Origin of the sequence: Cellulomonas sp. URHD0024 (genome assembly GCF_000426185.1) — a bacterium.
Classification (GTDB): Bacteria; Actinomycetota; Actinomycetes; order Actinomycetales; family Cellulomonadaceae; genus Cellulomonas.
Window position 1 is genome coordinate 32,735 of record NZ_AUEW01000015.1, and the last position, 24,187, is coordinate 56,921.

General features: G+C 70.9%; 23 protein-coding genes, 1 tRNA gene, 1 pseudogene and 1 riboswitch. Of the genes and pseudogenes, 14 read left to right on the forward strand and 11 right to left on the reverse strand.

What is annotated here, in order from left to right:
• Positions 1 to 23: 23 nt before the first annotated feature.
• The 4 genes from I847_RS0115255 to I847_RS0115270 all read left to right on the forward strand — a co-directional run bounded on the left by I847_RS0115255 (position 24) and on the right by I847_RS0115270 (position 3,014).
• Entirely contained in the window at positions 24 to 569 is a 546-nt protein-coding gene (locus tag I847_RS0115255) for an RNA polymerase sigma factor (protein ID WP_028050386.1), read from the forward strand.
• Complete coding sequence (locus I847_RS26810; protein ID WP_051274958.1) at positions 566 to 1,753, forward strand: hypothetical protein; 1,188 nt, start codon at positions 566 to 568, stop codon at positions 1,751 to 1,753. Before I847_RS0115255 ends, I847_RS26810 begins: the two co-directional genes overlap by 4 nt.
• Before the next feature lie 192 nt (positions 1,754 to 1,945).
• Entirely contained in the window at positions 1,946 to 2,575 is a 630-nt protein-coding gene (locus I847_RS26815) for a hypothetical protein (RefSeq protein ID WP_155856169.1), read from the forward strand.
• A 133-nt stretch (positions 2,576 to 2,708) separates the two neighbouring features.
• Positions 2,709 to 3,014 carry a hypothetical protein gene (locus I847_RS0115270; RefSeq protein ID WP_028050388.1) on the forward strand — a complete coding sequence of 102 codons (306 nt, stop codon included), beginning with the start codon at positions 2,709 to 2,711 and terminating at the stop codon, positions 3,012 to 3,014.
• Between the two features lie 121 nt (positions 3,015 to 3,135).
• On the opposite strand, the gene I847_RS0115275 is transcribed toward I847_RS0115270, so the two are convergent.
• Both I847_RS0115275 and I847_RS0115280 read right to left on the reverse strand, forming a co-directional pair.
• Positions 3,136 to 3,211, reverse strand: a tRNA-Lys gene (locus I847_RS0115275).
• 133 nt (positions 3,212 to 3,344) lie between these two features.
• A complete protein-coding gene (locus I847_RS0115280; RefSeq protein ID WP_196804585.1) occupies positions 3,345 to 4,862 on the reverse strand; it encodes a PQQ-binding-like beta-propeller repeat protein in 1,518 nt (505 codons plus the stop codon).
• A 159-nt stretch (positions 4,863 to 5,021) separates the two neighbouring features.
• Between I847_RS0115280 and I847_RS24040 the strand changes: the two genes are divergently transcribed.
• The 4 genes from I847_RS24040 to I847_RS26820 all read left to right on the forward strand — a co-directional run bounded on the left by I847_RS24040 (position 5,022) and on the right by I847_RS26820 (position 8,018).
• Complete coding sequence (locus I847_RS24040; protein ID WP_196804586.1) at positions 5,022 to 5,630, forward strand: DUF5709 domain-containing protein; 609 nt, start codon at positions 5,022 to 5,024, stop codon at positions 5,628 to 5,630.
• A 330-nt stretch (positions 5,631 to 5,960) separates the two neighbouring features.
• Entirely contained in the window at positions 5,961 to 6,416 is a 456-nt protein-coding gene (locus I847_RS24045; RefSeq protein WP_051274959.1) for a hypothetical protein, read from the forward strand.
• Positions 6,413 to 7,588, forward strand: coding sequence for a zinc-dependent alcohol dehydrogenase (locus tag I847_RS0115295; protein ID WP_028050390.1), 1,176 nt, complete (start codon positions 6,413 to 6,415; stop codon positions 7,586 to 7,588). The genes I847_RS24045 and I847_RS0115295 overlap by 4 nt, the downstream gene beginning before the upstream one ends.
• A gap of 289 nt (positions 7,589 to 7,877) precedes the next feature.
• Positions 7,878 to 8,018 carry a hypothetical protein gene (locus I847_RS26820; RefSeq protein ID WP_155856171.1) on the forward strand — a complete coding sequence of 47 codons (141 nt, stop codon included), beginning with the start codon at positions 7,878 to 7,880 and terminating at the stop codon, positions 8,016 to 8,018.
• A gap of 372 nt (positions 8,019 to 8,390) precedes the next feature.
• Here the strand turns inward: I847_RS26820 and I847_RS0115310 are convergent, their stop codons facing one another.
• Positions 8,391 to 9,491: a TIGR03118 family protein gene (locus I847_RS0115310; RefSeq protein WP_028050391.1), complete on the reverse strand. Its 1,101-nt coding sequence runs from the start codon at positions 9,489 to 9,491 to the stop codon at positions 8,391 to 8,393.
• 161 nt (positions 9,492 to 9,652) lie between these two features.
• Positions 9,653 to 10,069 (reverse strand): hypothetical protein, encoded by a 417-nt coding sequence (locus I847_RS0115315; RefSeq protein ID WP_155856172.1) that lies wholly within the window; start codon positions 10,067 to 10,069, stop codon positions 9,653 to 9,655.
• A 402-nt stretch (positions 10,070 to 10,471) separates the two neighbouring features.
• Here I847_RS0115315 and I847_RS24050 point away from each other — a divergent pair, with 402 nt between their 5' ends.
• Positions 10,472 to 12,085, forward strand: coding sequence for a VWA domain-containing protein (locus I847_RS24050; protein ID WP_081681017.1), 1,614 nt, complete (start codon positions 10,472 to 10,474; stop codon positions 12,083 to 12,085).
• A 108-nt stretch (positions 12,086 to 12,193) separates the two neighbouring features.
• Here I847_RS24050 and I847_RS0115325 read toward each other — a convergent pair whose 3' ends face one another.
• Positions 12,194 to 13,225, reverse strand: a complete 1,032-nt coding sequence (locus tag I847_RS0115325) for a hypothetical protein (protein WP_028050393.1) — start codon at positions 13,223 to 13,225, stop codon at positions 12,194 to 12,196.
• 40 nt (positions 13,226 to 13,265) lie between these two features.
• Positions 13,266 to 13,349: riboswitch (cyclic di-GMP riboswitch) on the reverse strand.
• A 309-nt stretch (positions 13,350 to 13,658) separates the two neighbouring features.
• On the opposite strand from I847_RS0115325, the gene I847_RS25800 reads away from it, so the two are divergent.
• The gene (locus tag I847_RS25800; protein WP_051274961.1) at positions 13,659 to 14,819 is read left to right on the forward strand and encodes a ScyD/ScyE family protein; all 1,161 of its coding nucleotides are present in this window, start codon (positions 13,659 to 13,661) and stop codon (positions 14,817 to 14,819) included.
• A gap of 184 nt (positions 14,820 to 15,003) precedes the next feature.
• Here the strand turns inward: I847_RS25800 and I847_RS0115335 are convergent, their stop codons facing one another.
• From I847_RS0115335 to I847_RS0115345, 3 genes are all read right to left on the reverse strand, one after another.
• Positions 15,004 to 16,317 carry a glycosyltransferase gene (locus tag I847_RS0115335; protein ID WP_028050394.1) on the reverse strand — a complete coding sequence of 438 codons (1,314 nt, stop codon included), beginning with the start codon at positions 16,315 to 16,317 and terminating at the stop codon, positions 15,004 to 15,006.
• Between the two features lie 207 nt (positions 16,318 to 16,524).
• The gene (locus I847_RS0115340) at positions 16,525 to 16,890 is read right to left on the reverse strand and encodes a DUF2255 family protein (RefSeq protein ID WP_028050395.1); all 366 of its coding nucleotides are present in this window, start codon (positions 16,888 to 16,890) and stop codon (positions 16,525 to 16,527) included.
• 19 nt (positions 16,891 to 16,909) lie between these two features.
• Positions 16,910 to 17,794: an aldo/keto reductase gene (locus I847_RS0115345; RefSeq protein ID WP_028050396.1), complete on the reverse strand. Its 885-nt coding sequence runs from the start codon at positions 17,792 to 17,794 to the stop codon at positions 16,910 to 16,912.
• A 103-nt stretch (positions 17,795 to 17,897) separates the two neighbouring features.
• Between I847_RS0115345 and I847_RS27450 the strand changes: the two are divergent.
• The 4 genes and pseudogenes from I847_RS27450 to I847_RS0115365 all read left to right on the forward strand — a co-directional run bounded on the left by I847_RS27450 (position 17,898) and on the right by I847_RS0115365 (position 21,264).
• Positions 17,898 to 18,823: pseudogene (locus tag I847_RS27450) on the forward strand (helix-turn-helix transcriptional regulator).
• Positions 18,738 to 20,357 (forward strand): peptidoglycan-binding protein, encoded by a 1,620-nt coding sequence (locus I847_RS27455; protein WP_369751743.1) that lies wholly within the window; start codon positions 18,738 to 18,740, stop codon positions 20,355 to 20,357. Before I847_RS27450 ends, I847_RS27455 begins: the two are co-directional and overlap by 86 nt.
• 79 nt (positions 20,358 to 20,436) lie before the next feature.
• Complete coding sequence (locus I847_RS24065) at positions 20,437 to 20,640, forward strand: DUF2510 domain-containing protein (protein ID WP_034610547.1); 204 nt, start codon at positions 20,437 to 20,439, stop codon at positions 20,638 to 20,640.
• Positions 20,641 to 20,658: 18 nt separating this feature from the next.
• The gene (locus I847_RS0115365) at positions 20,659 to 21,264 is read left to right on the forward strand and encodes a dihydrofolate reductase family protein (protein WP_028050398.1); all 606 of its coding nucleotides are present in this window, start codon (positions 20,659 to 20,661) and stop codon (positions 21,262 to 21,264) included.
• On the opposite strand, the gene I847_RS0115370 is transcribed toward I847_RS0115365, so the two are convergent.
• The 3 genes from I847_RS0115370 to I847_RS0115385 all read right to left on the reverse strand — a co-directional run bounded on the left by I847_RS0115370 (position 21,219) and on the right by I847_RS0115385 (position 24,159).
• Positions 21,219 to 21,683 (reverse strand): hypothetical protein, encoded by a 465-nt coding sequence (locus I847_RS0115370; protein WP_028050399.1) that lies wholly within the window; start codon positions 21,681 to 21,683, stop codon positions 21,219 to 21,221. The two genes, I847_RS0115365 and I847_RS0115370, sit on opposite strands and share 46 nt — an antisense overlap.
• Before the next feature lie 76 nt (positions 21,684 to 21,759).
• A complete protein-coding gene (locus I847_RS0115375; protein ID WP_081681001.1) occupies positions 21,760 to 23,562 on the reverse strand; it encodes a bifunctional UDP-sugar hydrolase/5'-nucleotidase in 1,803 nt (600 codons plus the stop codon).
• 195 nt (positions 23,563 to 23,757) lie between these two features.
• Complete coding sequence (locus I847_RS0115385) at positions 23,758 to 24,159, reverse strand: VOC family protein (RefSeq protein WP_028050401.1); 402 nt, start codon at positions 24,157 to 24,159, stop codon at positions 23,758 to 23,760.
• Between the last annotated feature and the right edge of the window lie 28 nt (positions 24,160 to 24,187).

Consider the following 24,187-nt stretch of genomic DNA (forward strand, 5'->3'; position numbering starts at 1 on the left):
GTCCCTCGGCGCGCCCTGACCAGATGCTCGACCGGTTCGACGAGCTCCTTGCCGCCGCCCGCGACGGGCACGGCGAGGCGTTCGAGAGCCTGTACCGCGACCTGGTCCGTCCCGTCGCCGCGTACCTGCGCACGCGCGGAGTCGAGGACGTCGAAGGCCTGACCAACGAGGTGTTCCTCGCCGTGTTCACCGGCCTGCCGCGGTTCGACGGCGACCAGAGCCACTTCCGGTCCTGGGTGTTCACCATCGCGCACCGGCGAGCCGTCGACGACTGGCGCCGACGAGCCCACAGCCCGCTGGCCGAACCGGTCGCCGACGTCGAGCCCGTCGCACGGGGAAGCGCCGAGGACGACGCGCTCGCCACCCTGTCGACCGAGGCGGTCGTCGCCCTGCTCGGCCGGCTGACCGTCGACCAGCGGGACGTCCTGACGCTCCGCGTCGTCGCCGACCTCACCCTCGAGCAGACCGCCGACGTGCTGGGCAAGCCCGTCGGCGCGGTCAAGGCCCTCCAGCGCCGCGGCCTGGCCGCGCTGCGCCGGGTGATCTCTCGTCAGGGGGTGCCCCGGTGAACCTCCCCGACGATGACGAGGACGTGCGGCGCATCCCTGACGAGCCACTCCTGGCGGGGGAGGTGGTCCCGGGCGAGCCGGAGCTGACCTCCTTCGTCACGGCCCTGCGCGCCCAGGCCGCCGTCGAGCCCCCCGCGCCCGACGATCGGCTCCGCGCCCTGTTCGCCGCGAGTCCTCCCGCCGCGGTCCCGCCGAACCGTCGGCGCACCGGTGTCCGACGCGCCGTGGCCGTCGTCGGGGCGAGCGTCGGTCTCAAGGCCGCGTTCGTCACCGCCGCCGCGGCCGTGGGGATCGTCGGTGCAGCGACCGTGCACGGCGTTCCCGCCGCGGTCCAGCAACCGGCGAAAGCCATCGTCGGGGTGGTCGTCGACGGCTGGCACGCCGTGACCCAGGTCGAACCGCCCGCGCCGGCCTCTCACACGGGCGACTGCACCGGGTGCGGCGGCCCGGACCGGCCGTACGACGGCGTGGACCGGGTGGTGACCGCGCTCGCTCCCGAGCGCGACGGCGCCGAGCGAGCCGGGGCGCGCGACGGGGTCGTGCGGACCTGGGGTGACCGGTTCGGCGACGGCGCTGGCTGGGACCGTGCTGGCTGGGATGGCGCTGGCTGGGACGGTGCTGGCTGGGATGGCGCTGGCTGGGACGGTGCTGGCTGGGACGGTGCTGGCTGGGACGGTGCTGGGTGGGATGGCGCTGGATGGGATGGCGCTGGTTGGGACGGCGTCGGCTGGGACGGCGTGACGCGCGACTTCTCGGGCGGTGGAGACGGGTATGCGTCCCCGGACCGCACCGGCTCGGTGGATGCCGGCTCCAGCCCTGATGTCGTCGCCGGCAGTGGCGACGTGCCGACTGCCGACAGGTCGGTCGACCGATGGTCGCCCTCGGACGGCCGGAGCGGTCACGGGGTCGCCGGCGGGGGAGGCGGCTCGTCGACCGCGTCGCCGCATCCAGGCCCGAGGCCGGGGTCCGACGGTGGCGCGGACCCCGGTACGAACGGCGGTCGGCGGGTCCCGCCCACGGACGGCGGTCGCGAGGCGCCCGCGTACGGCGGCCGCGGGTCCCAGGCTCCGCCCACGGACGGCCGGAGGTCGACGGTCGACGCGGGCCCCCGCTCGACCGGCTGGGACGCGCCCCGTGGGAGCGGGCGTGGCGGCACCGACGGCGACTGGTCGCCGCGACCCTGAGCGGTCGACCGATCGGCGTCCACCCGTACCCCTGGGCGGTTGACCGATCGGCGTCACCCGTACCCCTGAGCGGTCGACCGATCGGGCGGCGACCCGTACCCCTGGGCGGTGGACGTGCGATGGCTCGGGCATGTGCAGCGGCCCGCGCCCCGACGGGGTGGTCCCGGGACCGCGACGATCCTGGAGGCAAACGTGAGCGCAACCACCCTCGCAGCCGTGCTGACGAAGATCGGCGCAGCGAGCATCCCCGTCAAGGTCACGGGCATCGTCCTGACCGTCGGTCTGGTCGGCGCGGCACCCGCGCTGGCCCATGAGCCCGCCGGTGGGACCAAGCCCCCGCTGGTGATCCCGACCGCGTCCGCGACGCCGACGCCGACGGCGACCGCGACCCCGACGCCCACGGCGACCCCGACGCCGAAGCCGTCGAAGACCCCCAAGCCGAGTCCGACGGCGACGCCCACGCCTGATCCGCAGGGAACGCCGACGCCGAAGCCGTCGAAGACCCCCAAGCCGAGTCCGACGCCCTGGCCCACCCCGACGTCGACCGGCGTGCCCACACCGACCCCGTCGCCCACGGACCCGTGCGCCGACCGGGACAAGCTCGGCAACCCCGACCACGGCAGGTCACACGGCGGCGACCCGGCCGCGACCCCGGGCAAGGTCTGGGGCACGGACTGGAGGAGGGGCGCAACGAAGGACCCGGGTGAGCGTGTGGGTCACGGTCACCACCTGGGCAAGGGCGCTCGTCACGCCGGCAATGGGTTCGGCGGCTTCGGCGGTCGCGACAGCGGCCCGTTCCGCGGTGCGTGGGGACGCGGCTGACGCCAACGCACGCTGGTCGTCGGACCGGAGACAACGCCGGTCCGACGACCACGCAGCCGTCGAGGACCACGTTCGTCGTGCCCCGGCCGCCGTTCGGGTGTTGCGTCCCGGGGACCGCTGACACGCTGTCGGGGTGGTCGTCGGCAACCGGGTCGACGACACCACTGCGGAGGTGGTCTCGTATGGCCGGCTGGGGCGTCCTGTGAACGGCTTCATGCACATCAACGGAGTCACGTACGAGCTCGGGCCTCAGAAGGACGCCAGCGGAGTGACCCAGCTGGCGATGCGGCTCAAGGCCTCGCAGGGCACGGAACACCAGCTCATCATCCTGAACGGTCAGCTCGTCGAGCTGACGATCGAGCTCGCCGCCGTCTGGGCCTCCGCGGTCTGGATCGAGTCCGAGCCCGCCCCCGTAGTTGCCGGGCTGCGTCGTCGGTAGCCAGGGCGGCCCAGCAGCATGTGGAGCGCCCTCCCGGACGACCCCCAGACGGCGCGCGCCGCCGACCGTCGTGCGGGCCGTCAGCCCTAGGGCGATCGCCTGCGAAGGTGCAGGTCGCAGATGGTGGGCCCCGTGGGGATCGAACCCACAACCCGCGGATTAAAAGTCCGCTGCTCTGCCAATTGAGCTAGAGGCCCGGGGGATCAGGGCTTTCATCCGTGGAACTCTCCGGATAGCACCGGTGCGTTCCGCCTGCTCCCGCCCGCCGATGGTAGTCGGCCTTGCGGTCGCGGTGACCATGCGACGGCCTTCAGCGGCGGTCGAGGGCGGTCAGCTCAGGAGCGTGAACGTCGTGAAGTCCTGGTCGTAGCCGATGAGCCGGCCGTCCCAGGACACGACGTGGTCGATCCCCTCCGGGTAGGTCATGTGCCACGAGGGTGCACCTTCGTCGAAGGGGTAGGCGACGAGCTGCGCTGCGCCGGCCTGGTCGGCGCGTTCGTACCCGACGAACAGGTGGTGAGCGTCCGTCAGGAGGGTCGTCGCGACCTGCCCCTTGTCGGGCTTGACGCGCCACAGGGTCTCGCCGCTGTGCCCGTCCAGCGCGACCACACCGGTCGAGGTCAGGACGTACACCCGGCCGTGGATGACGAGGATGGACGGCCGAGTGCCGCCTTCCGCGAGGTCGAAGAGGCTCTTCGAGGACCAGCGAGCGGCGCCGGTGTCGGCGTCCCACGCGTGCAGTGCGGTGTCTGCGGTGAGGAGAAGCCCCGGGACGCTGCCGTCGTCCACGGCGGGCTGGGCAAGCCCGCCGGCCAGGGTCCGGTCGGCTTTCGGGTTCGCGTCTGGAGCGAGAAGCATCGCGGAGGGCGTCCCTGCGTCGTCCCAGGTCTCCAGGATGAGCCGGCCGGTCGGGCCTGGCTGCCAGCCCCAGGGGGCGTCCGAGTCCGTGCCGATGTCGTCGCGGACGACGTCACCGTCCGGGGACAGCAGCTGGAGCCGGCCGGCCGATGTTCGAAGGATGAGCGTGTCCTTGAAGCGGGAGACGCTCACGCTGCCGCGCAGCGGTTCGGTGGTCTGGTCGGCGGTCAGAGCGACCTCATGGGTCCAGGATGCTGCGCCGGTCAGCATGTCGCGGCTGGTGAAGGTGTCGGTGGCGCCCTGCGTGCTCCCGACGATCACCTGCCCGTCCATCGGCGTGAACGTCGTCGTCGCAGGTGCGGGCCATGTGGCCAGCGGAGCGCCGGTAGCGGTGTCGAGGACGTCGATGAACGTCGCGGTCGCCGGCACGTCCTTGTTCTGGCCCTGCTCGTCGAGGACGGCCGTGCCACCGTCGGTGATCAGGCAGACGACCCGCGTGGCCTTGTCTGCGTCGGCGTCCGGTGTCACGTCGGGCGCGCACAGGCTCGGGCTGTCGACGGACAACGCTCCGGCCAGTGCGGGAACGGGGCCGAGCACCTGCCTGCTCCAGGCCGGGTGGTCGGCGGGACCCCACTGGTAGGTCAGTGACCCGTCGTGGCCGCGGACCAGCTGACCACCGACCGGCGACCCGAACAGGGCGCTGGTCTCCCTCGCGGAGTAGCTCTTGCCGGCGTCGAGGTGCCCGTCGAGCTCGGGTACGACCCCGTCGACAGCGGCGAGCTGGGCGATGGCTGCGTTCTGGCGCCAGCTGATGATGCCCTGGGTTGCCGCGAGCGTCGCGACGAGCAGCGCGACGCCGCCGGCGAGCGCCCATCGCCGCTTCTTCGTCGACCTGGTGGCGCTCGTGCTCGCGTCAGGGGCGTCGTCCTGCGACACGTGCGTGGGTTCACCGTCGGTCAGCTCGACGGCCTGCATGGTGCGTCCCCTCATGCCGTGACGGTACTGACGACAGGCCCGTGGTGGTGCCCCGATCGCGTGAGTGCCTGATGCGTGAGCCATTGCGCTTCGCAAGCAGAACGGGTTGCGTCCTGGTAGCGAGTCGTCAGCGGTCGCCGCGCACGGCTCGGAGCGCGATGTCATCGTGGAGATATGACAGAAGAGACCCCGGCCACCAGCACCGACCCGGCTCTCGGCTCGGAAGGCGACTCGAACCAGCTTCCGGGCGAAGACACGATGGCCGAGCCGACCGACGACACGATCCTCGACGAGGGCTACTCGCCACCCGACCACCCGCGGCCGAACCACTTCGGCGAGACCGCCTGGGAGCAGGCGCACGGCGAGACGCTGACCCAGCGCCTCGACGAAGAGGAGCCCGAGGTCTGGGACGACGTCGCCCCTGCCGACCCGAACCTCGCTCCCGACGGTGCGGGCCAGCTGGTCGAGGACGACGACGCCGTCGTCGCCGACGGAACCGACGTGTTCGCGATCGAGACCGGCACCACCGCCGGGACGGTCAGCGCAGAAGAGGCCGCCCTCCACGTGGTCGACGACGAGGACCTGGTCCTCGACCAGCTGGAGCTCGCGGACCCTGGGGACGACACCCTCGACGACGAGGACCCGAGCGACGACCAGGACGTCCTCGCCGACGACCTGGCCGCGGAGCTGGACGACACCGAGGCGGACGTCGTCGGCGACCTCGGGCTCACCGAGGACACGTTCAGCACCGACCGCTCGTACCTGGGACGCGACGGGTCCTGATCGCCCGCAAGGCGGCGGTCTCTGCGGACGCATGGCTGCCTCCCGGTGAGCGGTCGACGCCATGGTGGCTGGCCGCCACGCCGCGCGGGATGCGGACCGCGCATCTCGGCCATAGCCTGACGGACCTGCGCGGCCAAACCGCGGTCGGCGCAGCTCCGCACGGGATCACGCCGGACGACCACCGCTGGCCGGTGACATCCGAGGCGAACCGCGCGGCCGACGCAGTCAAGACGGCGCTGCTCCACGTTGGAGGCCGGGACTGCGTGCGCGGCACCGGCCGCGGCGGCCCGCTCGGCGGGCGAACGCCGGTGAATCCCTCGGGAGACGAACATGGGCTCGAGCAAGACGACGACCGCTACGGCGGTCGGGGTGGCGGCCGCGGGAGCCGCAGCCGCCGCGGTGCGCAAGCTTGCGGACCGCGGCACGAACGAGGCGGACCAGGACCTGACGCGGTGGCGGGTGGTCACCGTGGCCCGGCCGCTGGACGACTTCCCCGGCGGCACGCCCGGACCGCTGGCCGACCTCGGGGAGGCGGTCGAGGTGCGGACGCAGGCGGCACCGGGAGACAAGGGGACCGAGCTGTTCGCCCGCTGGCGCGACGGCTCGGACCTGTCCGAGCGGGCCGACCCGGTGCGGGAGCTGCGCGTCGCGCTCCGGGACGCCAAGCAGGTGCTCGAGGTCGGCTGGGTGCTGCGGCCGGACCGCAACGTCACCACGGAGGAGACGCCGCTCAACGCACCCCTGCGCAAGGCGATCAAGCTGGCCAAGGGGGAGGGGTTGCTGTGAAGGCGCTGCTCTGGACCGGAGTCAACGAGACGTCCGTCGAGGAGGTGCCCGACCCGCAGATCCAGAACCCGGAGGACATCATCGTCCGTGTCCGCCGGACGGTGACCTGCGGTTCCGACCTGCACCTGCTGGGCGGCTACATCCCGTTCATGCAGAAGGGCGACGTGCTGGGCCACGAGTTCGTCGGCGAGGTGGTGGAGGTCGGTCCCGACGTGCGCCGGCACTCCGTGGGCGACCGCGTCGTGGTGTGCTCGTTCGTCTCCTGCGGACGGTGCTGGTACTGCCGCAACGAGCTGTACTCCTGCTGCGACAACGGCAACACCAACCCCGGGATCACGGAGTCGCTGTGGGGCGCCAACCCTGGCGGGTGCTATGGGTACTCGCACGCGATGGGTGGCTTCGGCGGCAGCCACGCGGACTACATCCGCGTGCCGTACGCGGACATCGGCGCATTCCGGGTGCCCGACGGGGTCAGCGACGAGCGCGCGCTGTTCGCGTCCGACTCCGCCCCGACCGGCTGGATGGGCGCCGACCTGGGCAACGTCCGGCCAGGGGACGTCGTGGCCGTCTGGGGTGCCGGGGCCGTCGGACAGATGGCGGCGCGCGCGGCGATGCTCCTCGGCGCGGACGAGGTCGTCGTCATCGACCGGTTCGACTACCGCCTGCGCTCCACCGCACAGCACATCGGCTGCGAGACGCTCAACTACGAGCAGACGACGATCGTCGAGGAGCTGCGTGAACGGACGGGCGGGCGTGGTCCGGACGTGTGCATCGAGGCGGTCGGCATGGAGGCACACAGCCCGTCGGTGGCCTTCGGGTACGACCAGGTCAAGCAGCAGCTGCGGATGCAGACGGACCGGCCGACCGCCGTGCGTCAGGCGATCTACAACTGCCGCAAGGGCGGCACGGTGTTCGTGCTCGGGGTGTTCGCGGGTCTCGTCGACAAGTTCCCGCTGGGGGCCGTGATGAACAAGGGCCTCACCCTGCGCAGCGCCCAGCAGCACGGCCACCGCTACATCCCGATGCTGCTCGAGCGCATGGAGCGCGGCGAGCTGGTGACGGAGCACCTGGCCACCCACACGATGCCGCTCAGCGAGGGGCCCCAGGGCTACACGATGTTCAAGGAGAAGGCCGACGAGAACATCCGCTCGGTGTTCCTGCCTGGCGGCTGACCTGGAGGACGTGCGCCCGTCCAGCTGACGGGCGCACGCCTCCTCGGCTCGGGATGCGCTCGCGCGGACCGGATGACACCGTTTTTCCCACACATGACTGCAGCAGCCGGTCCCGTTCGACGCCTCGACGGAGAGGATCCCGGCATGGCTGCAGCTCCCTTCGGCGACCTCCCGCGGACCGGCCCGACGCGCGAGAGCGAGGGACCGAGATGAGTGCACCCACAGCGCCGCCGCAGGCGGTGCGCGGAATGATCCCGACGCGGCTGGACCGGCTGCCGGAGCCGCCTTCATGCTGACGGGCGGCCTGGTGGCGTGGTTCATCGGGGTCGACGTGGAGCGCAAGTCCCTCGAGGACGTCGCCGATCCCCTCACCTCCACCCGTCGCCGGGGCGCCGTGCGCGCCACGGGTGCGAGCGACAACATCCGCTGACCTTCGGGATCGCGAAACGCGAGTTCTGACCTCGTGGCGGGGGACGGAGTGACGATGGCGTCGCGGCAGGAGCGTTGACCTCGCAGGAGGTAGCCACGGTGGTCACCATCGGTGAGACGGGCGGCATGTGGGGCGTGATCGCCGTTGTCGTTGTGGCGGCCGTCGTCGGCTTGACCATCGACGCCGTTCGCAACAGGAGACGAAAGTGATCCCCTTTGCGACGAGGTGAGGGCTCACCTGAGGCAGCTCGGCGGGTGCCGGTCTGGGGAAGGTCGACGCATTGCTCGTCGCGCCCCGCCGTGAAGCGTCCGCCGCGCGTCGCGCACGACGGACGCTCCACGAATCAGCCGCTGCAGGGCCGTCGAGCCAGCGTCACCATCCGTGGTGATGCGGCGGGGCGGCCTTCACCAGGCCGAGCAGACCGTGCTCCTCGTCGCCCGGTCCGGCACTGAACCACACGGAGTCGGCGCCGCCGGCCACGGCATCACCGACCATCAGTCCCCACAGGCCCTCGATCGCCAGGGGGCGCCCGTCGCTGGCCCTCAGCGTGCCCCGCGGGTGCCCGCTCCACAGGTCGAAGGCGTGGATGCGACCGTCTCCGAAGTTGCCGATCAGCAGGTCGCCGGCAAAGCTGCCGAACGACGCGGGTGCGACCGCCAGCCCCCACGGTGAGTCGAGCGCACCGCGCGTGGCGAAGCGCTGCACGAACCGGCCGGCGTCGGAGTACACGTCGACGAACCCGTGGCCCCGGCCGGCGACGTCGTCCTCACCGGCCGCATCCTGCTTCGCGTACGTCACGAAGACCTTGCCGTTGATCTCGGCGACGTTGAACGGCGCGTAGCCCTTGGGCAGGTACCGGTCGTGGAACATCCAGGGCGCCGTCGGAACACCCGTGAACGACCCGTCGAACACGTCGATCCGGTTGTCGTGGAAGTTGGCGGCGAGCAGGAGCGGCCCGGACGACGCGTGGACCAGTGCGAGGCCCTTGTAGATCGCGCCGTCGACGTGCCCGACGGCGATGGCGGACGCTCCGCCGTTCCATGCGGACAGGTCGCCGTCCTCGCCGACGAAGATGAACCGCGCCGGGTTGCCGGTCCCGGGCACGACGAACGAGGTCGTGTCGTTGAACACCTGCCCGGTCGGCGCGCCGCCGGGGATCGCGACGCTGAGCGCCTTCGTCACGGGGCTACCCGCGACGTCGGTCCGGTAGACCGTCGTCACGTCGGTCCCGTTGTCGGACACCCACACCGGGGTGTTGGGCCCGCGAGACAGTCCCCAGGGGTTCACGAGATCGGGGTCGGTGGTCGCCGCGACACCAGGAAGATCGGCGACGAGCTTCACCTGCTGGAACGTGGAGTGGTGCCCGTCGTGGTCGTGGTGGTGGTCGTCGTGCGCGGCCGCCGGGCCTGCGACGGCCAGCACGAGGACCGCCGCCGAGAGTGAAGCTCCGATGAAGGTCGATCTGGCAGACATGGGTGAGGCCTCCTGGACTGTCCGGGGCCGGCGTCGGCGCACAGCCCTCCCTTCGGACCACGAGGCAGCATCCCGTCGGGTTCATCGTCGGCGGCGCCAGATCGATGAACGACAGCGCACCTGCGCTGTCTCGTCAGGCCACTGTGTTGCCGTGGGGCGGTTCAGATGACCGCGGAGGCTGGTGTGCGCGCAGCCGGCTCAGCGGTCAGTGCAGCGGCCAGCAGCAGCCCGCCAACCGGCACCGTCAGGAAGCCGACACGGTGGAAGGCGACGACCGAGACGAGTGTTGCCACCAGGACGAGCGAAGCCAGCACGCGCGCTGCGATGATCGCGGCCCAACTGTGCGACCACAGCAGCAGCGCCACGACGAGGGTGGCCACGAGCAGCCCGACGGCCGGAAGGATGCCACGCCAGCCGTAGTGCTCGACGAGAGTCTCGCGCGGCTGCCAGCCCACCTGACCGTTCGGCACGGTGACAACCGGCAGCACGACGCTCAACACGACCAACGCCACGTTGCCGGCGACCGCAGCCAGCATCAGGAGAGCTGCCGCTTTCGGCGCGCCCCGCTCGACTGGCATGGTCACTCCCATCAGTCGCGGAAGGCCTGACTTGAAACTCCGACCAGTGTGTCACCAGTGACACTCTTCTTCAGAATGATGCAGACCGATTTGTAGCAGCAACGCGGGATGCCCGTGGGCCGTTGGGGAATGTTCACTCGCACGTGGAGTGTTTGCCCCCGGCGTACGGAGTGCGACGAGCCCGAGATATTCGTCGATCGGCTCCGGGGTGCGCTGATCGTCGCAGGCGCCGGGCCGAGCAGACGACGAACTCACTGGTCATCGGAGTTCTGCACGTTTCGAGACCTCATTGTTGCCAAGCGCGATGCTCGTTATCCGAACGGGATGTCTGCGTGACCGTCTCGTGCTGGTCCCGGGCCGTGCCAACCGCCACGCTTCAATCCTCGAACAATGGAGGAAATGATGCGCGTCTCGCCATTCAAGGGCGCCCTGGGTGCCTCGACGGGGCGTCCCCGCGCGACGATTCGGACAAAGGCGACGACCCGTGTGGTCGCTGCATTTGCTGCGGTTGCTGTCGTCGGCGCGCTCGGCGCCTGCAGTGCGGAGGGCGGCGACGACTCCTTCGGGCCGGACAGTGCCCACGACGGAGCCGTCGCCCCTCAGGACTGGCGGCAGGCCCCGGTGGACGATCAGGAGGAGTACGACGACTCGCCGGAGCAGTCCTTCCAGGACGTGACGACGAGCCCGTTGTCGACGTTCGCCTCGGACGTCGACACCGCGTCGTACAGCAACCTGCGTCGCCAGCTGCGCTCCGGCATGGCGCCGGACGGGGTCCGGATCGAGGAGCTGGTCAACTACTTCGACTACGACTACCCGAGCCCGGAGCCGAGTGCGGCAGACCCGTTCACCGTCACGACGCAGATCTCGGACGCGCCCTGGGCGCCGGACCACCAGCTGGCGATGATCGGTGTGCAGGCCACGGCGGAGAAGTCGACGAGCCGCGGCAACAACATCGTCTTCCTGCTCGATGTGTCCGGCTCGATGAACGCACCCGACAAGCTGCCCCTGCTCGCCGACTCGTTCGCGTTGTTGGTCGACCAGCTCGACGAGGACGACACCGTCTCGATCGTGACCTACGCCGGCAGCGACGAGGTGCTCGCCGACTCCGTGTCGGGTGACCACCACGGCGAGCTGGTGAGGATCTTGAGGGGGCTGCAGGCCGGAGGCTCGACCGGCGGTGCGCAGGGGCTCCAGACCGCGTACGAGCTGGCGGCGAGGAACTTCGTCGAGGGTGGGAACAACCGGGTCGTCCTGGCGACCGATGGTGACTTCAACGTCGGACCGTCCACCCCCGAGCAGCTCACCGAGCTGATCGAGGACCACGCCCGGTCGGGGGTCTACATCTCGGTGCTCGGCTTCGGGATGGGAAACCTCAAGGACAACACGATGGAAGCCATCGCCGACCACGGCAACGGCAACTACGCCTACATCGACACGATCGACGAGGCGCGCAAGGTCCTGGTGGACGAGTTCGAGTCGACGATGTTCGTCGTCGCCCAGGACCTCAAGGTCCAGGTCGAGTTCAACCCCGCGACCGTTGCCGAGTACCGGCTGCTGGGCTACGACAACCGCCGCCTCGAGGACGAGGAGTTCGCCGACGACGCCAAGGACGCCGGCGACGTCGGCGCCGGGCACTCGGTCACCGCGTTCTACGAGCTGGTTCCGGCTCGAGGCGACTCGACGAAGGACGACCTGGACTATCAGGACGTCGAAGCCGGGGGCTCCAGCGACTTCCTGACCGTGCACGTGCGCTACAAGCACCCGGGCGCCACGGCCAGCACCGAGGTCGTCTTCCCCGCCGGAGCCGGCGACTACACCGACCGTCCCTCGACAGACTTCAGGTTCGCGTCCGCCGTCGTGGAGTTCGGACTGGCGGTGACCGGCTCGCAGGACGCCGAGGGTGCCGACCCGGCCCGGGCACGGGAACGCGCCCAAGCCGCGCTCGGCAAAGATCCCTACGGCTTGCGATCGGAGTTCGTCGGCCTCATCGGCACCTACGAGCAGATGGCCGGCTGATCGTCCAGGCGGTGCGGCCGCCGTCTCACGAGCACAGTCAAGGCGCGACGTCAGCAGGGCACGCAACGAGGGACGCACCCGTGCGGGTGCGTCCCTCGTCGTCGTGGATCAGGCGATGCTCGGCAACAGCACACCGTTCACGAAGAGCTGCGCAGGACCGGTGGCACCGACGGCTCCCGGAACGGCCGGGCCCGACTGGATCGGGGCTTCGGAGATGAGGCCCGGGACGACCTCACCCTCGACGATCGCGCCGCTTCGTACCGCGCCAGACTGCACCGCCGACTCGACGAGCGGGCCGTCGGTGAAGATGTGGACCAGTGACGCGGGGTCGACGTTGGCGTTCACGTTGCCGCTGCTGTTCAGGCAGACGTCCGGCTCCTGGTTGGTGTTGTCGGTGTCCCAGTTGCCCCAGACGGCGTCCGACAGGGACCATGCCTCGAACTCGTACTCACCGAAGACGTACTCCGGGAAGGCGTAGTCACCAGCGGGGACCCAGTCACCGAAGGACCAGTCCCCGAAGGCGTCCGCACCCCACTGCACCGGTCCGGACGCGCTGAACGACGGGCTGCCCGGCTGGAAGCCAGTGAGGTTGAAGCCCGTGAACTGGTTGGACTTGCGGGCCTCGTACGCGACGTTGCTGTTGAGGAACCCGACGAGCGTCCCCGCCCGAGAGCCGGTCCGGCTCCCGGTGTGGAAGGCGTCACGGCTGGCCTCGCGGGTGTCGGTGACCGTCGCCTCCCGGGTGTCCGAGCGGACGCCGGACTTGACGCCGGTGCGGGACTGCTGCGCGACGGCACCGTTGGTCTTCCTGCAGGACAACAGCTCGGTCGTCGTCAGGCTGGCGGACTGCGTGCCGGTCTGCGAGCCGGTCTGGCTGGCCGTCTGCGTGCCAGCCTGCTCCGCTGCCTGGGACAGGGCCTGGGCGTAACCCTGTGCCGCCGCCTGCTTGGTGGTGAACGTCAGCTTCTCCGCGTTGTCCTGGAGCTTGGCGTTGTTCCAGCCGAGGGCCGACTGCACGTCGCCCTTTCCGACGAAGCCGGTGCCGGACGATGCCACCGAGGCCTGCGCTGCACCAGCGCCGGTGACGATGAGGACAGTGGCGCCGAGGACGGCGAGGGTACGGCGAGGGATCGTGCTCATGGGGCTGCTCCCAGCATCGAGTCGAGTGCATCGGGGATCACATGCACAGCGCCGGGTTCGCCACTGGCTCCTTCGAACCCAGGCGACCAGATACAGGTTCGAGATCATTGCTTCGCCGACCGAACCTTCGCAGGACCCACCCGTCGAATGTGTCCAAGATGTTTCGTTTCACCCGGAATCGCACGTTATGCCACTCGTGCGGGTGACGAAGAGGTCTCGCGCTCCAACCACGCACCCCGGGCAGCGTCCGGCGCCTGGAGGACGAGGCGCCGTCGGCTGTCGCCCCACTCGATCTCGCGGTGAAGGGATCTCAGCACGCCGACGACCCTGTACAGGAATCGCACAGCGGCGGCATAGTCAGATGTCCAGTTTGTCGGGCTTGTCGGGCTGAGGCGCCCAAGGGTGCCAACCGACTGAGCGAAAGGTTCTGGAGATGCGTCTGCGTACTCTGGGGATCGTCGCGGCGACAGCAGGGTTGCTCGTCGCCGGATCGATCCCCGCCTCCGCGCACGGACAGGGCGACTGGGGTCGCCACGGCATCGGCACCATGTCGAAGCACTGGCACGCCGGCCACGGCCACGGCCACGGCAAGCCACCGGTCCTGAAGTCGACGACCACGGTCGCCGAGCACCTCATCAGTCCGCTGACGTTCGACGTCGACCCGTGGGGCAGGCTGGTCGTCGGGCAGTCATCGCCAGCGCCAGACGTCCCGAGCCTCCTGTTGTCCATCAAGCCTGGGCAGGCGCCGAGGACCCTGGTCGAGGAGCCGCCCGGAACGGGTCTCGACGCCGTGTCGTCCCTGTTCGGCTACGCCACGTTCGCGACCCGCGCCGGTGACGAAGAGTCGGTCTCGTCCTCGCTGCTGATGCGTCGCTCGCCGAACGGGACGGTCACCCAGGTCGCCGACCTGCTGGCCTTCGAGCAGGCGAACAACCCGGACGCGGTCAACTCCTACGGGTTCCAGGGGCTCGCGCCCGACTGCGTGGTGCCGCCGTTCGTCGCACCTGCGCCTGGTGGGGTCGACTCGCACGGGTACGGGTCGCTCATGCTGCCCGGGATCACGTACGTCGCCGATGCGGGTGGCAACGACGTCCTGTCCGTCGATCGGCGCGGCACGGTCCGCACGGTCGCGGTCCTGCCGCCGTCGTCGTTCACCGCGACTGCGGAGCTGGCCGGGGCGTTCGGGCTGCCCGACTGCGTCGTCGGTGCCACGGTCAACCTCGAACCGGTCCCGACCGACGTCGAGCTCGGTCCCGACGGCTGGCTGTACGTCTCCTCGCTGCCCGGCGGCCCGGAGGACGGGAGCCTGGGCAACCTCGGCTCCGTCTACAAGGTCAACCCGCGCACCGGTGCGGTCCGGCTCCTGGCGACCGGCCTGGCCGGGGCGACCGGTGTGGCCGTCTCGCCCAACGGCACCGTGTTCGTCGCGGAGCTCTTCGGCAACCAGGTCTCGACGATCAGCCGCAACGGGACGGTGACCCCGCTCGGGGCGTTCACGCAGCCGGCCGGGATCGAGTGGGAGAACGGTCGCCTGTACATCTCGACCAACGTCTTCGGTCCGGACGCGTCGATCGTCGCGGCCAAGGTCCACTGACCAGAGCCCGCGTCAGCACAGGAGACCCCGCTCGGCCGACATCGAGTGTCGGCCGAGCGGGGTACGTCCGGTCGTGCAGGGTGGCTCGTGCTCAGGCTGCCGTGCGCCCGAGCCAGCCTCACCGACGTCTTACCTATGCCCAGAACCGTCGCACGAGGCTCTGACGCTGACGGGCCTGCAGTCGTCACACCGTCGCGCGCTCCCGCGCCAGCTCCTCGACGACCTCGACCGTCCGGGCGACCGCGTCGTAGCGCGCGTACTCCGCGGCCAGCTCGGCCGCACGGCTGCGGTACGACGGGTCGGCGAGCACCTGAAGCACACCGGCGCGGACGGCGGCCGCTGTGGCCATGTCCTGCGGGTCGGTGCGGACCCCGACCCCGGTGCCCGACCAGACGACCCGTGCGGTGACCTCGGCCTTGTCCTCGGTCCGGCCTGCGACGACGAGCGGGACCCCGTGCGCCAGCGCCTGCTGGACGCCGCCGAAGCCGCCGTTGGTCACCAGCACGTCGACGAGCGGCAGCAGGTGCTCGAACGGTACGAACCGCGCGGCGCGCACGTTCGCCGGCCGGTCCGGCAGGATCTCGTCGGGCTCTCCGACCGCCGTCGTCGCGACGACGAGCACGTCCTGGTCGGCCAGAGCCTCCAGGGTCGGTCGCAGCAGCCGGTCGGGGTCGGTGGCGATGGTTCCCTGCGTGACCAGCACGACGGGCCGGCCGCCCTCGCGGGCCGCCAGCACGTCCGACCACCACGCCGGCTCGTCGAACGCGTCCACGCCGCGCGGCGTGATCTGGCCGACGAACTCGAGCTCGGGGTGCGGCTCCAGGCGCGGGTACTCGAACCCGGGAACCGAGGCCTGCAGGAGCCTGTCGGCGAGGGTGCCGACCCAGTCGAAGAAGAAGACGTCCAGGTGTCCGGCGCCGACCTGCGCGGCCACGAGCTGCGCCTCGCGCTGGGCTTCCCGGAAGACGACCTTCTGGATCAGGAGGGTCAGCGCCCGGTGGGCGAGACGGTCGAGCGCGTGGCGCGGCGGCTGCAGGCCGGGCCCGAAGGGCGGGACGTCGCGGCCCGACAGCTGCAGGGGGAGGACGGACAGCTGGACCGACGGGACGCCGTGCCGACGGGCGGCGAGCGCCCCGGCGACGAACGCGCTCTCCACCACGACGACGTCGGGCTGCTCGGCGGAGAGGTAGGCGGAGACGTCCTCGACGTACGCGGGCACGGTCCGCACGAACAGGTGCACGATCTCCCAGCGCAACCGGCGCAGGCCCGGCCCGGGGGCGCCGTTCGCGTCGCTCCAGGCGGTGACCTCGGCGTCGTCCTCGTCGCGACCGAGGGTCATCGGGACGTACCGCGCGCCGGTCGCCCGGACGGCGTCGGCGAACTTGCTCCCGGTGTAGACGTCGACGTCGTGGCCGGCGTCGACGAGGGCCCGCACGACCGGCAGTGCGGGTCGCACGTGCCCGGTGATCGGCGAGAGGGTGAACAGGACCTTGCTCATGACGTGTGCTCTCCGGCTTCGCAACGGTGGGTGGACGGCGGGTGGCCGCTCTGTCAGACCCCCGGGCCGAGCGGCCTGATACATCCGGTCCGTCCGGGTTGCGACGAGCGTGCCGCGCTCTCCTTGCGAATTGCTGGTGGCGCGGTTGCAGCCGACCTGCGGCCGGGTGTGGCCGACGCCCGGGTGCGCCCGGGCGTCCCGCGCGTGTCAGAGCCGGTCGATGCGCAGGGTGGTGGCCGTCGCGGTCTCGCTCGTGATGGCCCGCACCGGCGAGCCGTTGCCGTACTTGCTGCGGTAGGCGCGGTCGATCGCCTCGTCGTGCGTCTCGTCCCGGGTGAACGTGACGTCGGCGTGGACGCCGCCGGCGTCGATGGTGCCCGTGCCCGTGCGTCGGACCGCCCGGTACCACGCACCGTCCTCGCCTCGTACGGAGCGGATGAACGGGCTGCCGTCGACGACGACGTGCCACACGATCGTCGACGGGCGCACCGTCCCGTCCGGCCGTCGGGCGGCGACTCGCAGCTCGTCGTCACCCTCGATGGCGGCCAGGTCGGACGGGTCCCAGGTAGTCATGTCGGCGCTCCTTCGCACGTCAGGCCTCGGGGATGGGGCGGCCGAAGGCCTCGAGGGTCATGGCCTCGGGCTCGGGTCCCCCGCGGTGACCGGTGTCCAGGGCGTCGATCGCGGCGAGCTCGTCGGCCGTGAGCTGGACGTCTGCGACGTCGAAGTTCTCCGCGATGCGTGCGGGGGTGACGGACTTGGGGATCGCGGAGCGGCCCTGCTGCAGGTGCCAGCCGAGCATCACCTGCGCCGGCGTCTTGCCGTGGGCTGCCGCGATGGCGGTGATCGTCGGGTCCTGGAGTGTCGACGTGTGTCCGGAGTCGCGGTAGAAGGTGATGCCGCCGATGGGGGACCACGCCTGCGAGACGATGCCGTGCTCCGCGTCGGCGGCGAGGACGCCCGGCTGGCGGAAGTACGGGTGGACCTCGACCTGGTTGACGGCTGGCACCACGGTCGTCGCGGCGAGCAGGTCGGCGAGGTGGTCAGGCATGAAGTTCGACACCCCGATCGCGCGGACCTTCCCGTCCGCCAGCAAGGTCTCCAGCGCCCGGTAGGCCTCGATCGTCAGGTCGAACCGGCTGGGCAGCGCCTGGTGCAGGATCAGCAGGTCGATCGTGTCCACGCGCAGCTTGGCAGCCGACGTGTCGAACGCGTGGAGCGTCGACTCGTACCCGTAGTCGCTGATCCAGACCTTGGTCTCGACGAAGATCTCGTCGCGCCCCAGCCCGGACTCGCGGATCGCCTGGCCGACCTCGCGCTCGTTCCCGTACGCGGCGGCGGTGTCGATGTGCCGGTAGCCGACCTGCAGGGCGCAGCGCACGGCGGCCACCGTCTCGGCGGGTGGGGTCTGAAACACCCCGAAGCCGAGGGCCGGCATGGTCAGGTCGTTGCTCAGGGTGAGCGTGGGGATCGTCATGACCTCCACGCTACGAACCGGCCGAGGCTCCTGGGAGGGTCTGCCGTTACCGGGTAACGACAGAACCTGCCGGTGACCGGCGACCGAAAGTACGGTCGACGGTATGGACCTGATCGCCGAGACCCGGGAGTTCCTGATGACGCGCCGCGGGCGGATCACGCCCGAGCGCGCCGGACTGGCGGCCTACGGCGGCAACCGGCGGGTGCCGGGGCTGCGCCGCGAGGAGGTCTCGATGCTCGCCGGCGTGAGCATCGACTACTACACGCGGATGGAACGCGGGAACCTCTCGGGGGTCTCCGAGGAGGTCCTCGAAGCCCTCGCCGAGGCCTTGCAGCTCGACGAGGCCGAGCGCGGTCACCTGTTCGACCTCGCCCGTACGGCCAATGCCTCGGGCACCGCCCGGTCGCGTGCCCGGAGGGCGCCGACGCCCGTCCTGCGACCCGTCGTGCAGCGCATCCTGGACAGCCTCGAAGGTGCACCGGCGTTCGTGCGCAACGGACGGCTGGACGTCCTCGGTGCGAACCTGCTCGGGCGCGCCCTGTACGCACCGCTCTACGACTCGCCGCAGCGAGCGCCCGGGCGCCCGGTCAACACCGCCCGCTTCCAGTTCCTCGACCCGGACGCCGCGCGGGAATTCTGGGGGGAGAAGGCGGACCGCATCGCGCACGACGCCGTCGCGATCCTGCGCGCCGAGGCCGGCCGCAACCCCTACGACAAGCGCCTGACCGACCTCGTCGGGGAGCTGTCCACCCGCAGCGAGGACTTCCGCCGCCTGTGGGCCTCGCACGACGTCCGTTACCACCGCTCCGGGACCAAGGCGTTCCACCACCCGGTCGTCGGCCTCATCGAGCTCGACTACGAGGCCCTCGTGCTGCCGGCCGACCCCGGGCTGCAGCTCAACGTGTACTCGGCGGTGCCCGGCTCGCCGTCGGCCGACGCCCTGGTGCTCTCTCGTCGTGGGCCGCGACGACCTTGGCGGGTCAACCCGAGGTCGGCGCAGCACCGAGCACGGCGACCAGAGAATCCTGAGATCGGTACTTCGACCTGGACACTTGTTCAGATCCGGTCCCTGTGTGCCGATAGCCGCTGTATGAGGCCTCTCGACCTGACCCGTGCCCGCACCTTTGCCCTGCTGACCCTGCCCGTGACCGTCGCGCTGACGCTGAGCTGCGCGACGGTGGCCTCCGCGGCTCCCGGCACCCTGCCGACCTTCACCATCGCCGGGGTCATGGGATGGACGAACGACCCGACCCCCACGCTCAGGTTGGCCGGCCTGACCGAGCCGTTGCGGTCAGCCAACGTCTTCGTCGACGAGAGCGAGGTCGCTGTCCCGTGGGCCCCGGGCTTCGGTCCGTACACGCTCGCGGCGCTGGGCGACGGCGAGCACACGGTCCGGGTGGAGGCCGTCGACCTCGAGGGTGACCAGTTCGCGACGTCGACGACGTTCCGCATCGACCAGACGCTGCCCACCATCTCGATGTTCGGGTACGAGGACGAGGGCCGGCCGTTCGCGCCCGGCAACCTGACGGCCTCCACGAGCGTGACGATCCCGGTCTCGGTGTACCGCGACATCGACCGGTCCGCGCTCGAAGGCACCCTCGACGGTCGCCACGTCAAGCTTGCCGACGGCAGGTTCGAGTACGTCTTCGATGGCCTCAGGCTCGGCCGGCACACGCTGTCGGTCACCGGCACGGACTCCGAGGGTGGGGTCAACAGGTCGTCGTTCAGCTGGACGGTCGTCGCGCCGGCCGCCCTGTCGGTCACCGTTCCTCAGCTCGTCGACGGCTCGTACACGCTCGCCACCACGGTGACGCTCGTGGTGGCGGACGAGCCCGGCTCGGCCACCGAGTGGATCGCGAACGTCGGCGACCCCTTCACCCCAGTCAGCGGCGGCAGGGTCGTCCTGACGCATCAGGCGAAGGGCGACCACTCGCTGTTCTTCCGCACGCTCAACGCCGCGGGGATCCCCGGCTACCAGTGGGTCACGTTCCACGTCGGGCTCCCCGACGGTCTCGTCGACGCTCCCAGCCCCACCCCTCCAACCCCCGCCCCTCCGAAACCCGCCCCTCCGATCGCGTCCCCGCCGGCTGTGCCCACGCGGCCGACGCTCCAGACGCAGGCGTCCGCGGTCCCGCCCGCCGTCATCCGCGCCGGGATCCGAGCCGGTGCCCGCGGCGACGTGGTCGCGCTGATCCAGCAGATCGTCCACGCCGACGTCGACGGCATCTTCGGACCGCGGACCCGGGCGGCTGTCATCGCCTTCCAGCGTCCCTGGGGTCTGGTCCCGGACGGCATCGTCGGACCCCGGACCTGGGCCGTCATGCTCCAGCTCAGCGCAGGTCAGCCGGCTCGCACCGAGGGCACCTCGACTGGTCGGCCCACGGTCCGCCGGGGTGACAGGGGCGCCGACGTCGCGATCGTCCAGGCGCACGTCGGCGTCACGGTGGACTCCGTGTTCGGGCCTCGCACGCAGGCCGCGGTCAAGGGGTTCCAGAAGGCGCACGGCCTGACAGTCGACGGGATCGTCGGCCCGAAGACGTGGAAGGTCGTCCTCGGCGGCTGACCGAGCCGGTGAACGCACCGAGTCGCGCATCCTGTGCCGGGGTCGTGCCGTCGGACCACTCGCGCTGTACCGTGAAGGTGTGCCCACAGCCCCGGCCGACTGGTACCCGGATCCGCAGCAGCCCTCGCGCCTGCGCTACTGGGACGGTGCCGGCTGGACCGGCTACCTGGTCGAGCCGGAGCGCCCCGGCGTCGTCCGGTACGAACGGCCACCGTGGGGGGCGGCCTACGTCCCCGGCGGGATCAACGTGCCGCTGTCGGTGGCGGTGATCTCCGCGTTCTGAGCTGGGCGAGGAGCAACCATGGGCCGCCTGTACATCGACCTGTTCGTCACCCTGGACGGCGTCGCGCAGGCGCCCGGCGGCCCGGAGGAGGACCCGTCCGGCGGCTTCCCTTTCGGCGGCTGGCAGGCGCCGCTGTTCGACGACGAGGTCGGTCGCTCGGTGGGTGCGGGCATCGCGAGCATGGACGCGCTCCTGCTCGGGCGCCGGACCTACGACATCTTCGCCGGGTACTGGCCGCACCAGGAGAACGACATCGCCCAGCAGCTCAACACGGTGCCCAAGTACGTCGCCAGTCGTGGGACGCCGGACCTGCAGTGGTCCGGGTCCAGCCAGCTCGGCCCGGATCTCGTCGCGGAGGTCGAGGCGGTGCGGGACCGCCATGAGAGCACCCACGTCATCGGCAGTGTCGACCTCGTCCAGACGCTGCTCACCGAGCGACTGTTCGACGTGCTGACGCTCTGGGTCTATCCGATCGTCCTCGGTCAGGGCAAGAAGGTCTTCCCTGAGGGTTCGCGGCCGTCCGGGTTCAGGCTGCTCGAGCCGCCCGTGGCGGGGAGTGCGGGTGCAGTCCAGCTGCGCTACGGCCCGACGGGCGCCGACCCCAGCACCGGCGACATGACCTGAGTGCTCGGTGCCGTCTGTCGGTCGTGAACGCTGAGCTTCTCGGAGAACGCTCGAGCGCGTGCGACCGCGGCATCGCTGGCCTCCCGCATGGCGATCTCGTCCGACGCCGACGCCGGGACGGGCCACGAGCACCACGCGCGCGGCTCGTCGGGACCCGGCGGCGGTGCGCCCACGGGACGGCACGGGGACACCTGCGCGGCGGGACGCTCGACCTCCGTCCCCTCGCTCGTCCGCTCCGGGCCGCTCGCGACACCGACCCCGATCGCCCCGGCCATCAGGACGGCACCCGAGATGCCCAGGATGCGGCGCACGTGCGCAGTCCGCTCGCCCAGCTCGGGCGCGTCTGCCGGGTTCGACCCCATGTCGAACTCGACGACCGTCTGCAGATGAGCGGTGCGGCGCAGCGCAGCGTCGACCATGGCACGGACCTCTCGTCGGCGTTCACCCGCCGTACGTCAGCACGGCGTCGATCGACGGGGCGGTCCCGTCAGCTCCTCAGGGGGTCGGCACGGGACCACCCGTGATCCGGTTCTGCGGGCCCGGGCCCTTCGGACCGGTGCCCAGGTAGGCCGCCAGAGAGTCGACGTCGAAACCGGGTGCGGTCGTGCGGTCGGTGGCGGCGGTGAGCTTGGTGAACCCGTCTCCTCCGTTGGCGAGGAAGTCGTTGGTGCTCACGCGGTACGTCGCGGTGGGGTCGATCGGCGTGCCGTTCAGAGCGATGTCGCTGACCCGGCTGCCCAGGGCCGCGGACGGCGAGTAGGTGTACGTGAATCCCGCGGACACCTGCAGGATCTTCGTCGTCGTCTGGCCGGCGTAGCCGGCGAACTGCTGCTCCAGGACGTCCTTGAGCTGGGCGCCGGTGAGCGTCACCGTGACCACCAGGTTGTTGAACGGCTGCACGGTGAACACCTCGCCGTAGGTCACCTGGCCCGCCGCCTCACCACCTGGTGAGTTCGCGAAGGTCAGGTCCGAACGGATGCCGCCGGGGTTCATCAGGGCGAGCTGGACGCCTGCCGACGCGGTGTAGGCGACCATGCCGTCGGCGATCACGTCGCCCAGCGCGCTCTCACCCGCCGTGTTCGGCGTCCGGGTGATGTCGGCAGTGATCGAGCCGACGATCCGGTTGGCCAGCGGCGCGACCGCGGTGCGGTACTTGTCGGCGATGACCTGGGCGTCGGCGTCGACCGTCGCCGGGTTGCGCACGTAGATGCCTGGTGCGGACTGCTGCCAGGTCCCGTCGGCGTTCTTGACGCCGTTCTCGACGATGAGGTTGCGGGCGTCGGCCGAGACCAGCCGCTTGGTCCGCTTGTCGAGCGTGAGGTGGATGTCCGTCAACAGGGTGCCGTTGCTCCCGGCACTGGTGACGACGGTGCTCGCGCCGGAGGAGTTCGGCAACGCGCAGGTGTAGGACCGGTGCGTGTGACCGCTCACGACCACGCCGTACGCCGGGTCCAGGTGCGACACGATGTCGGTCACGGCGCCCGTGAATCCGGTGCAGCCGCTCGGGTCCAGCGGGGGCGGGCCGCTCTGCTGACCGCCCTCGTGCAGGAGCAGGACGATCGACTTCACACCCTTGTGCCGCAGCTCGCGGGCGTAGCGGTTGGCCGTGGTCGCCTCGTCGAGGAAGGTGACGTTCGTGATGCCGGCCGGGTTCACGATGCCCGCCGTCCCCTCGAGCGTCATCCCGACGAAGGCCACCTTCACGCCGCCGACCTTCTCGATCGTGTACGGCGCGAGGATCGGACGGTTGGTCGTCTTGTCGACGACGTTGGCCGCCAGCATCGGGTAGTTGGCGCCGCTGAACCCGTCGCCGTCCTGGCAGCCGTCGACCGGGTGGCAGCCGCCGTTCTGCAGCCGGAGGAGCTCCGTCACGCCCTCGTCGAACTCGTGGTTGCCGACGCTCGTCACGTCCAGGCCGAGGGAGTTCATCTCGTCGACCGTCGGCTCGTCGTGGAATGCCGCGCTGACCAGCGGGCTCGCGCCCACGAGGTCGCCTGCGGCCACGGTGAAGTTGTACGGCGACTCCTGCTCCTGCTCGGCCCGCAGCTTCTTCACCGCGGTGGCGAGGTACTCGACGCCGCCCGCCGGTGTGCCGTTGACCAGTCCACCGCTGCCTGTGGGTGGGTCGATAGCCCCGTGGAAGTCGTTGAACGCGATGAGGTTGACGGCCACCGTCTTGGGGGGCTTCGGCGGCTTCGGTGGCTTGCCGTGTGCGTCGGCGGCGGCGGCGCTCGTGAGAACCAGGGCCAGGGCGGCGACGACGGCGGCGGCACCTTGGCGCGGGCGAACGATCGGCATGGGGGCTCCTCGGTCGGGGTCGGGCTACCAGCAACCCTGCCTAGTTTGGACCGGTTTGGGAAGGGCGACGGCTACCCGAGCGGCATCGTTCTCGACTCGTTCACCTCCGACGACGACGAAGCCAAGAAGGAGCGGGAGCCGGCGACGCCCTGACGGGGCTGCGTGCGCGGTGGGCTGCCCAGTCTGCGAGCCGAGCTACGGCGTGGTCAGGGCGTCGTCCGACGTGAGCAGGACGACGTTGCCGTCGGGGTCGTCGACCATGGCCGCGTAGGGCGCGTTCGTCTGCTCCGGCGCCATGCGGCCGTGGTACCCGGCCGCGGTGAGCTCGGCGTACGTGGCGTCGACCGCCGCGTCGTCGCCGAGGTAGAACTCGAGGAGCGTCTGGTAGCTGCCGCGCGCGGGGCGGGCGTGGCCGGCGTCGTGGCGAGCAGTGAACACGGTGTCGAAGAAGAGCGTCACCCCGCTTCCCATCCGGTGCAGCACGAACGGCTTGTCGTCCTCGCCTGCCGGGATGTCCAGCCCGAGCAGCCGGTAGAAGCGCAGCGCGGTCGGCATGTCGCTCACCACGAGCCCGACCATGGTCAGCTGGATCTCCATGGCTCCCATGCTGCACCGACGCGCGACC

Coding starts and splice junctions, on each gene's coding strand:
- I847_RS0115365 (WP_028050398.1), top strand. CDS start 20,659: ATGGGCCGCCTGTACATCGACCTGTTCGTCACCCTGGACGGCGTCGCG.
- I847_RS0115280 (WP_196804585.1), bottom strand. CDS start 4,862: ATGAGGGGACGCACCATGCAGGCCGTCGAGCTGACCGACGGTGAACCC.
- I847_RS0115340 (WP_028050395.1), bottom strand. CDS start 16,890: ATGACTACCTGGGACCCGTCCGACCTGGCCGCCATCGAGGGTGACGAC.
- I847_RS0115315 (WP_155856172.1), bottom strand. CDS start 10,069: ATGCCAGTCGAGCGGGGCGCGCCGAAAGCGGCAGCTCTCCTGATGCTG.
- I847_RS0115375 (WP_081681001.1), bottom strand. CDS start 23,562: ATGCCGATCGTTCGCCCGCGCCAAGGTGCCGCCGCCGTCGTCGCCGCC.
- I847_RS26820 (WP_155856171.1), top strand. CDS start 7,878: ATGCTGACGGGCGGCCTGGTGGCGTGGTTCATCGGGGTCGACGTGGAG.
- I847_RS0115335 (WP_028050394.1), bottom strand. CDS start 16,317: ATGAGCAAGGTCCTGTTCACCCTCTCGCCGATCACCGGGCACGTGCGA.
- I847_RS0115385 (WP_028050401.1), bottom strand. CDS start 24,159: ATGGAGATCCAGCTGACCATGGTCGGGCTCGTGGTGAGCGACATGCCG.
- I847_RS25800 (WP_051274961.1), top strand. CDS start 13,659: ATGCGTCTGCGTACTCTGGGGATCGTCGCGGCGACAGCAGGGTTGCTC.
- I847_RS0115345 (WP_028050396.1), bottom strand. CDS start 17,794: ATGACGATCCCCACGCTCACCCTGAGCAACGACCTGACCATGCCGGCC.
- I847_RS24040 (WP_196804586.1), top strand. CDS start 5,022: ATGACAGAAGAGACCCCGGCCACCAGCACCGACCCGGCTCTCGGCTCG.
- I847_RS0115255 (WP_028050386.1), top strand. CDS start 24: ATGCTCGACCGGTTCGACGAGCTCCTTGCCGCCGCCCGCGACGGGCAC.
- I847_RS24045 (WP_051274959.1), top strand. CDS start 5,961: ATGGGCTCGAGCAAGACGACGACCGCTACGGCGGTCGGGGTGGCGGCC.
- I847_RS24050 (WP_081681017.1), top strand. CDS start 10,472: ATGCGCGTCTCGCCATTCAAGGGCGCCCTGGGTGCCTCGACGGGGCGT.
- I847_RS0115310 (WP_028050391.1), bottom strand. CDS start 9,491: ATGTCTGCCAGATCGACCTTCATCGGAGCTTCACTCTCGGCGGCGGTC.
- I847_RS0115370 (WP_028050399.1), bottom strand. CDS start 21,683: ATGGTCGACGCTGCGCTGCGCCGCACCGCTCATCTGCAGACGGTCGTC.
- I847_RS0115325 (WP_028050393.1), bottom strand. CDS start 13,225: ATGAGCACGATCCCTCGCCGTACCCTCGCCGTCCTCGGCGCCACTGTC.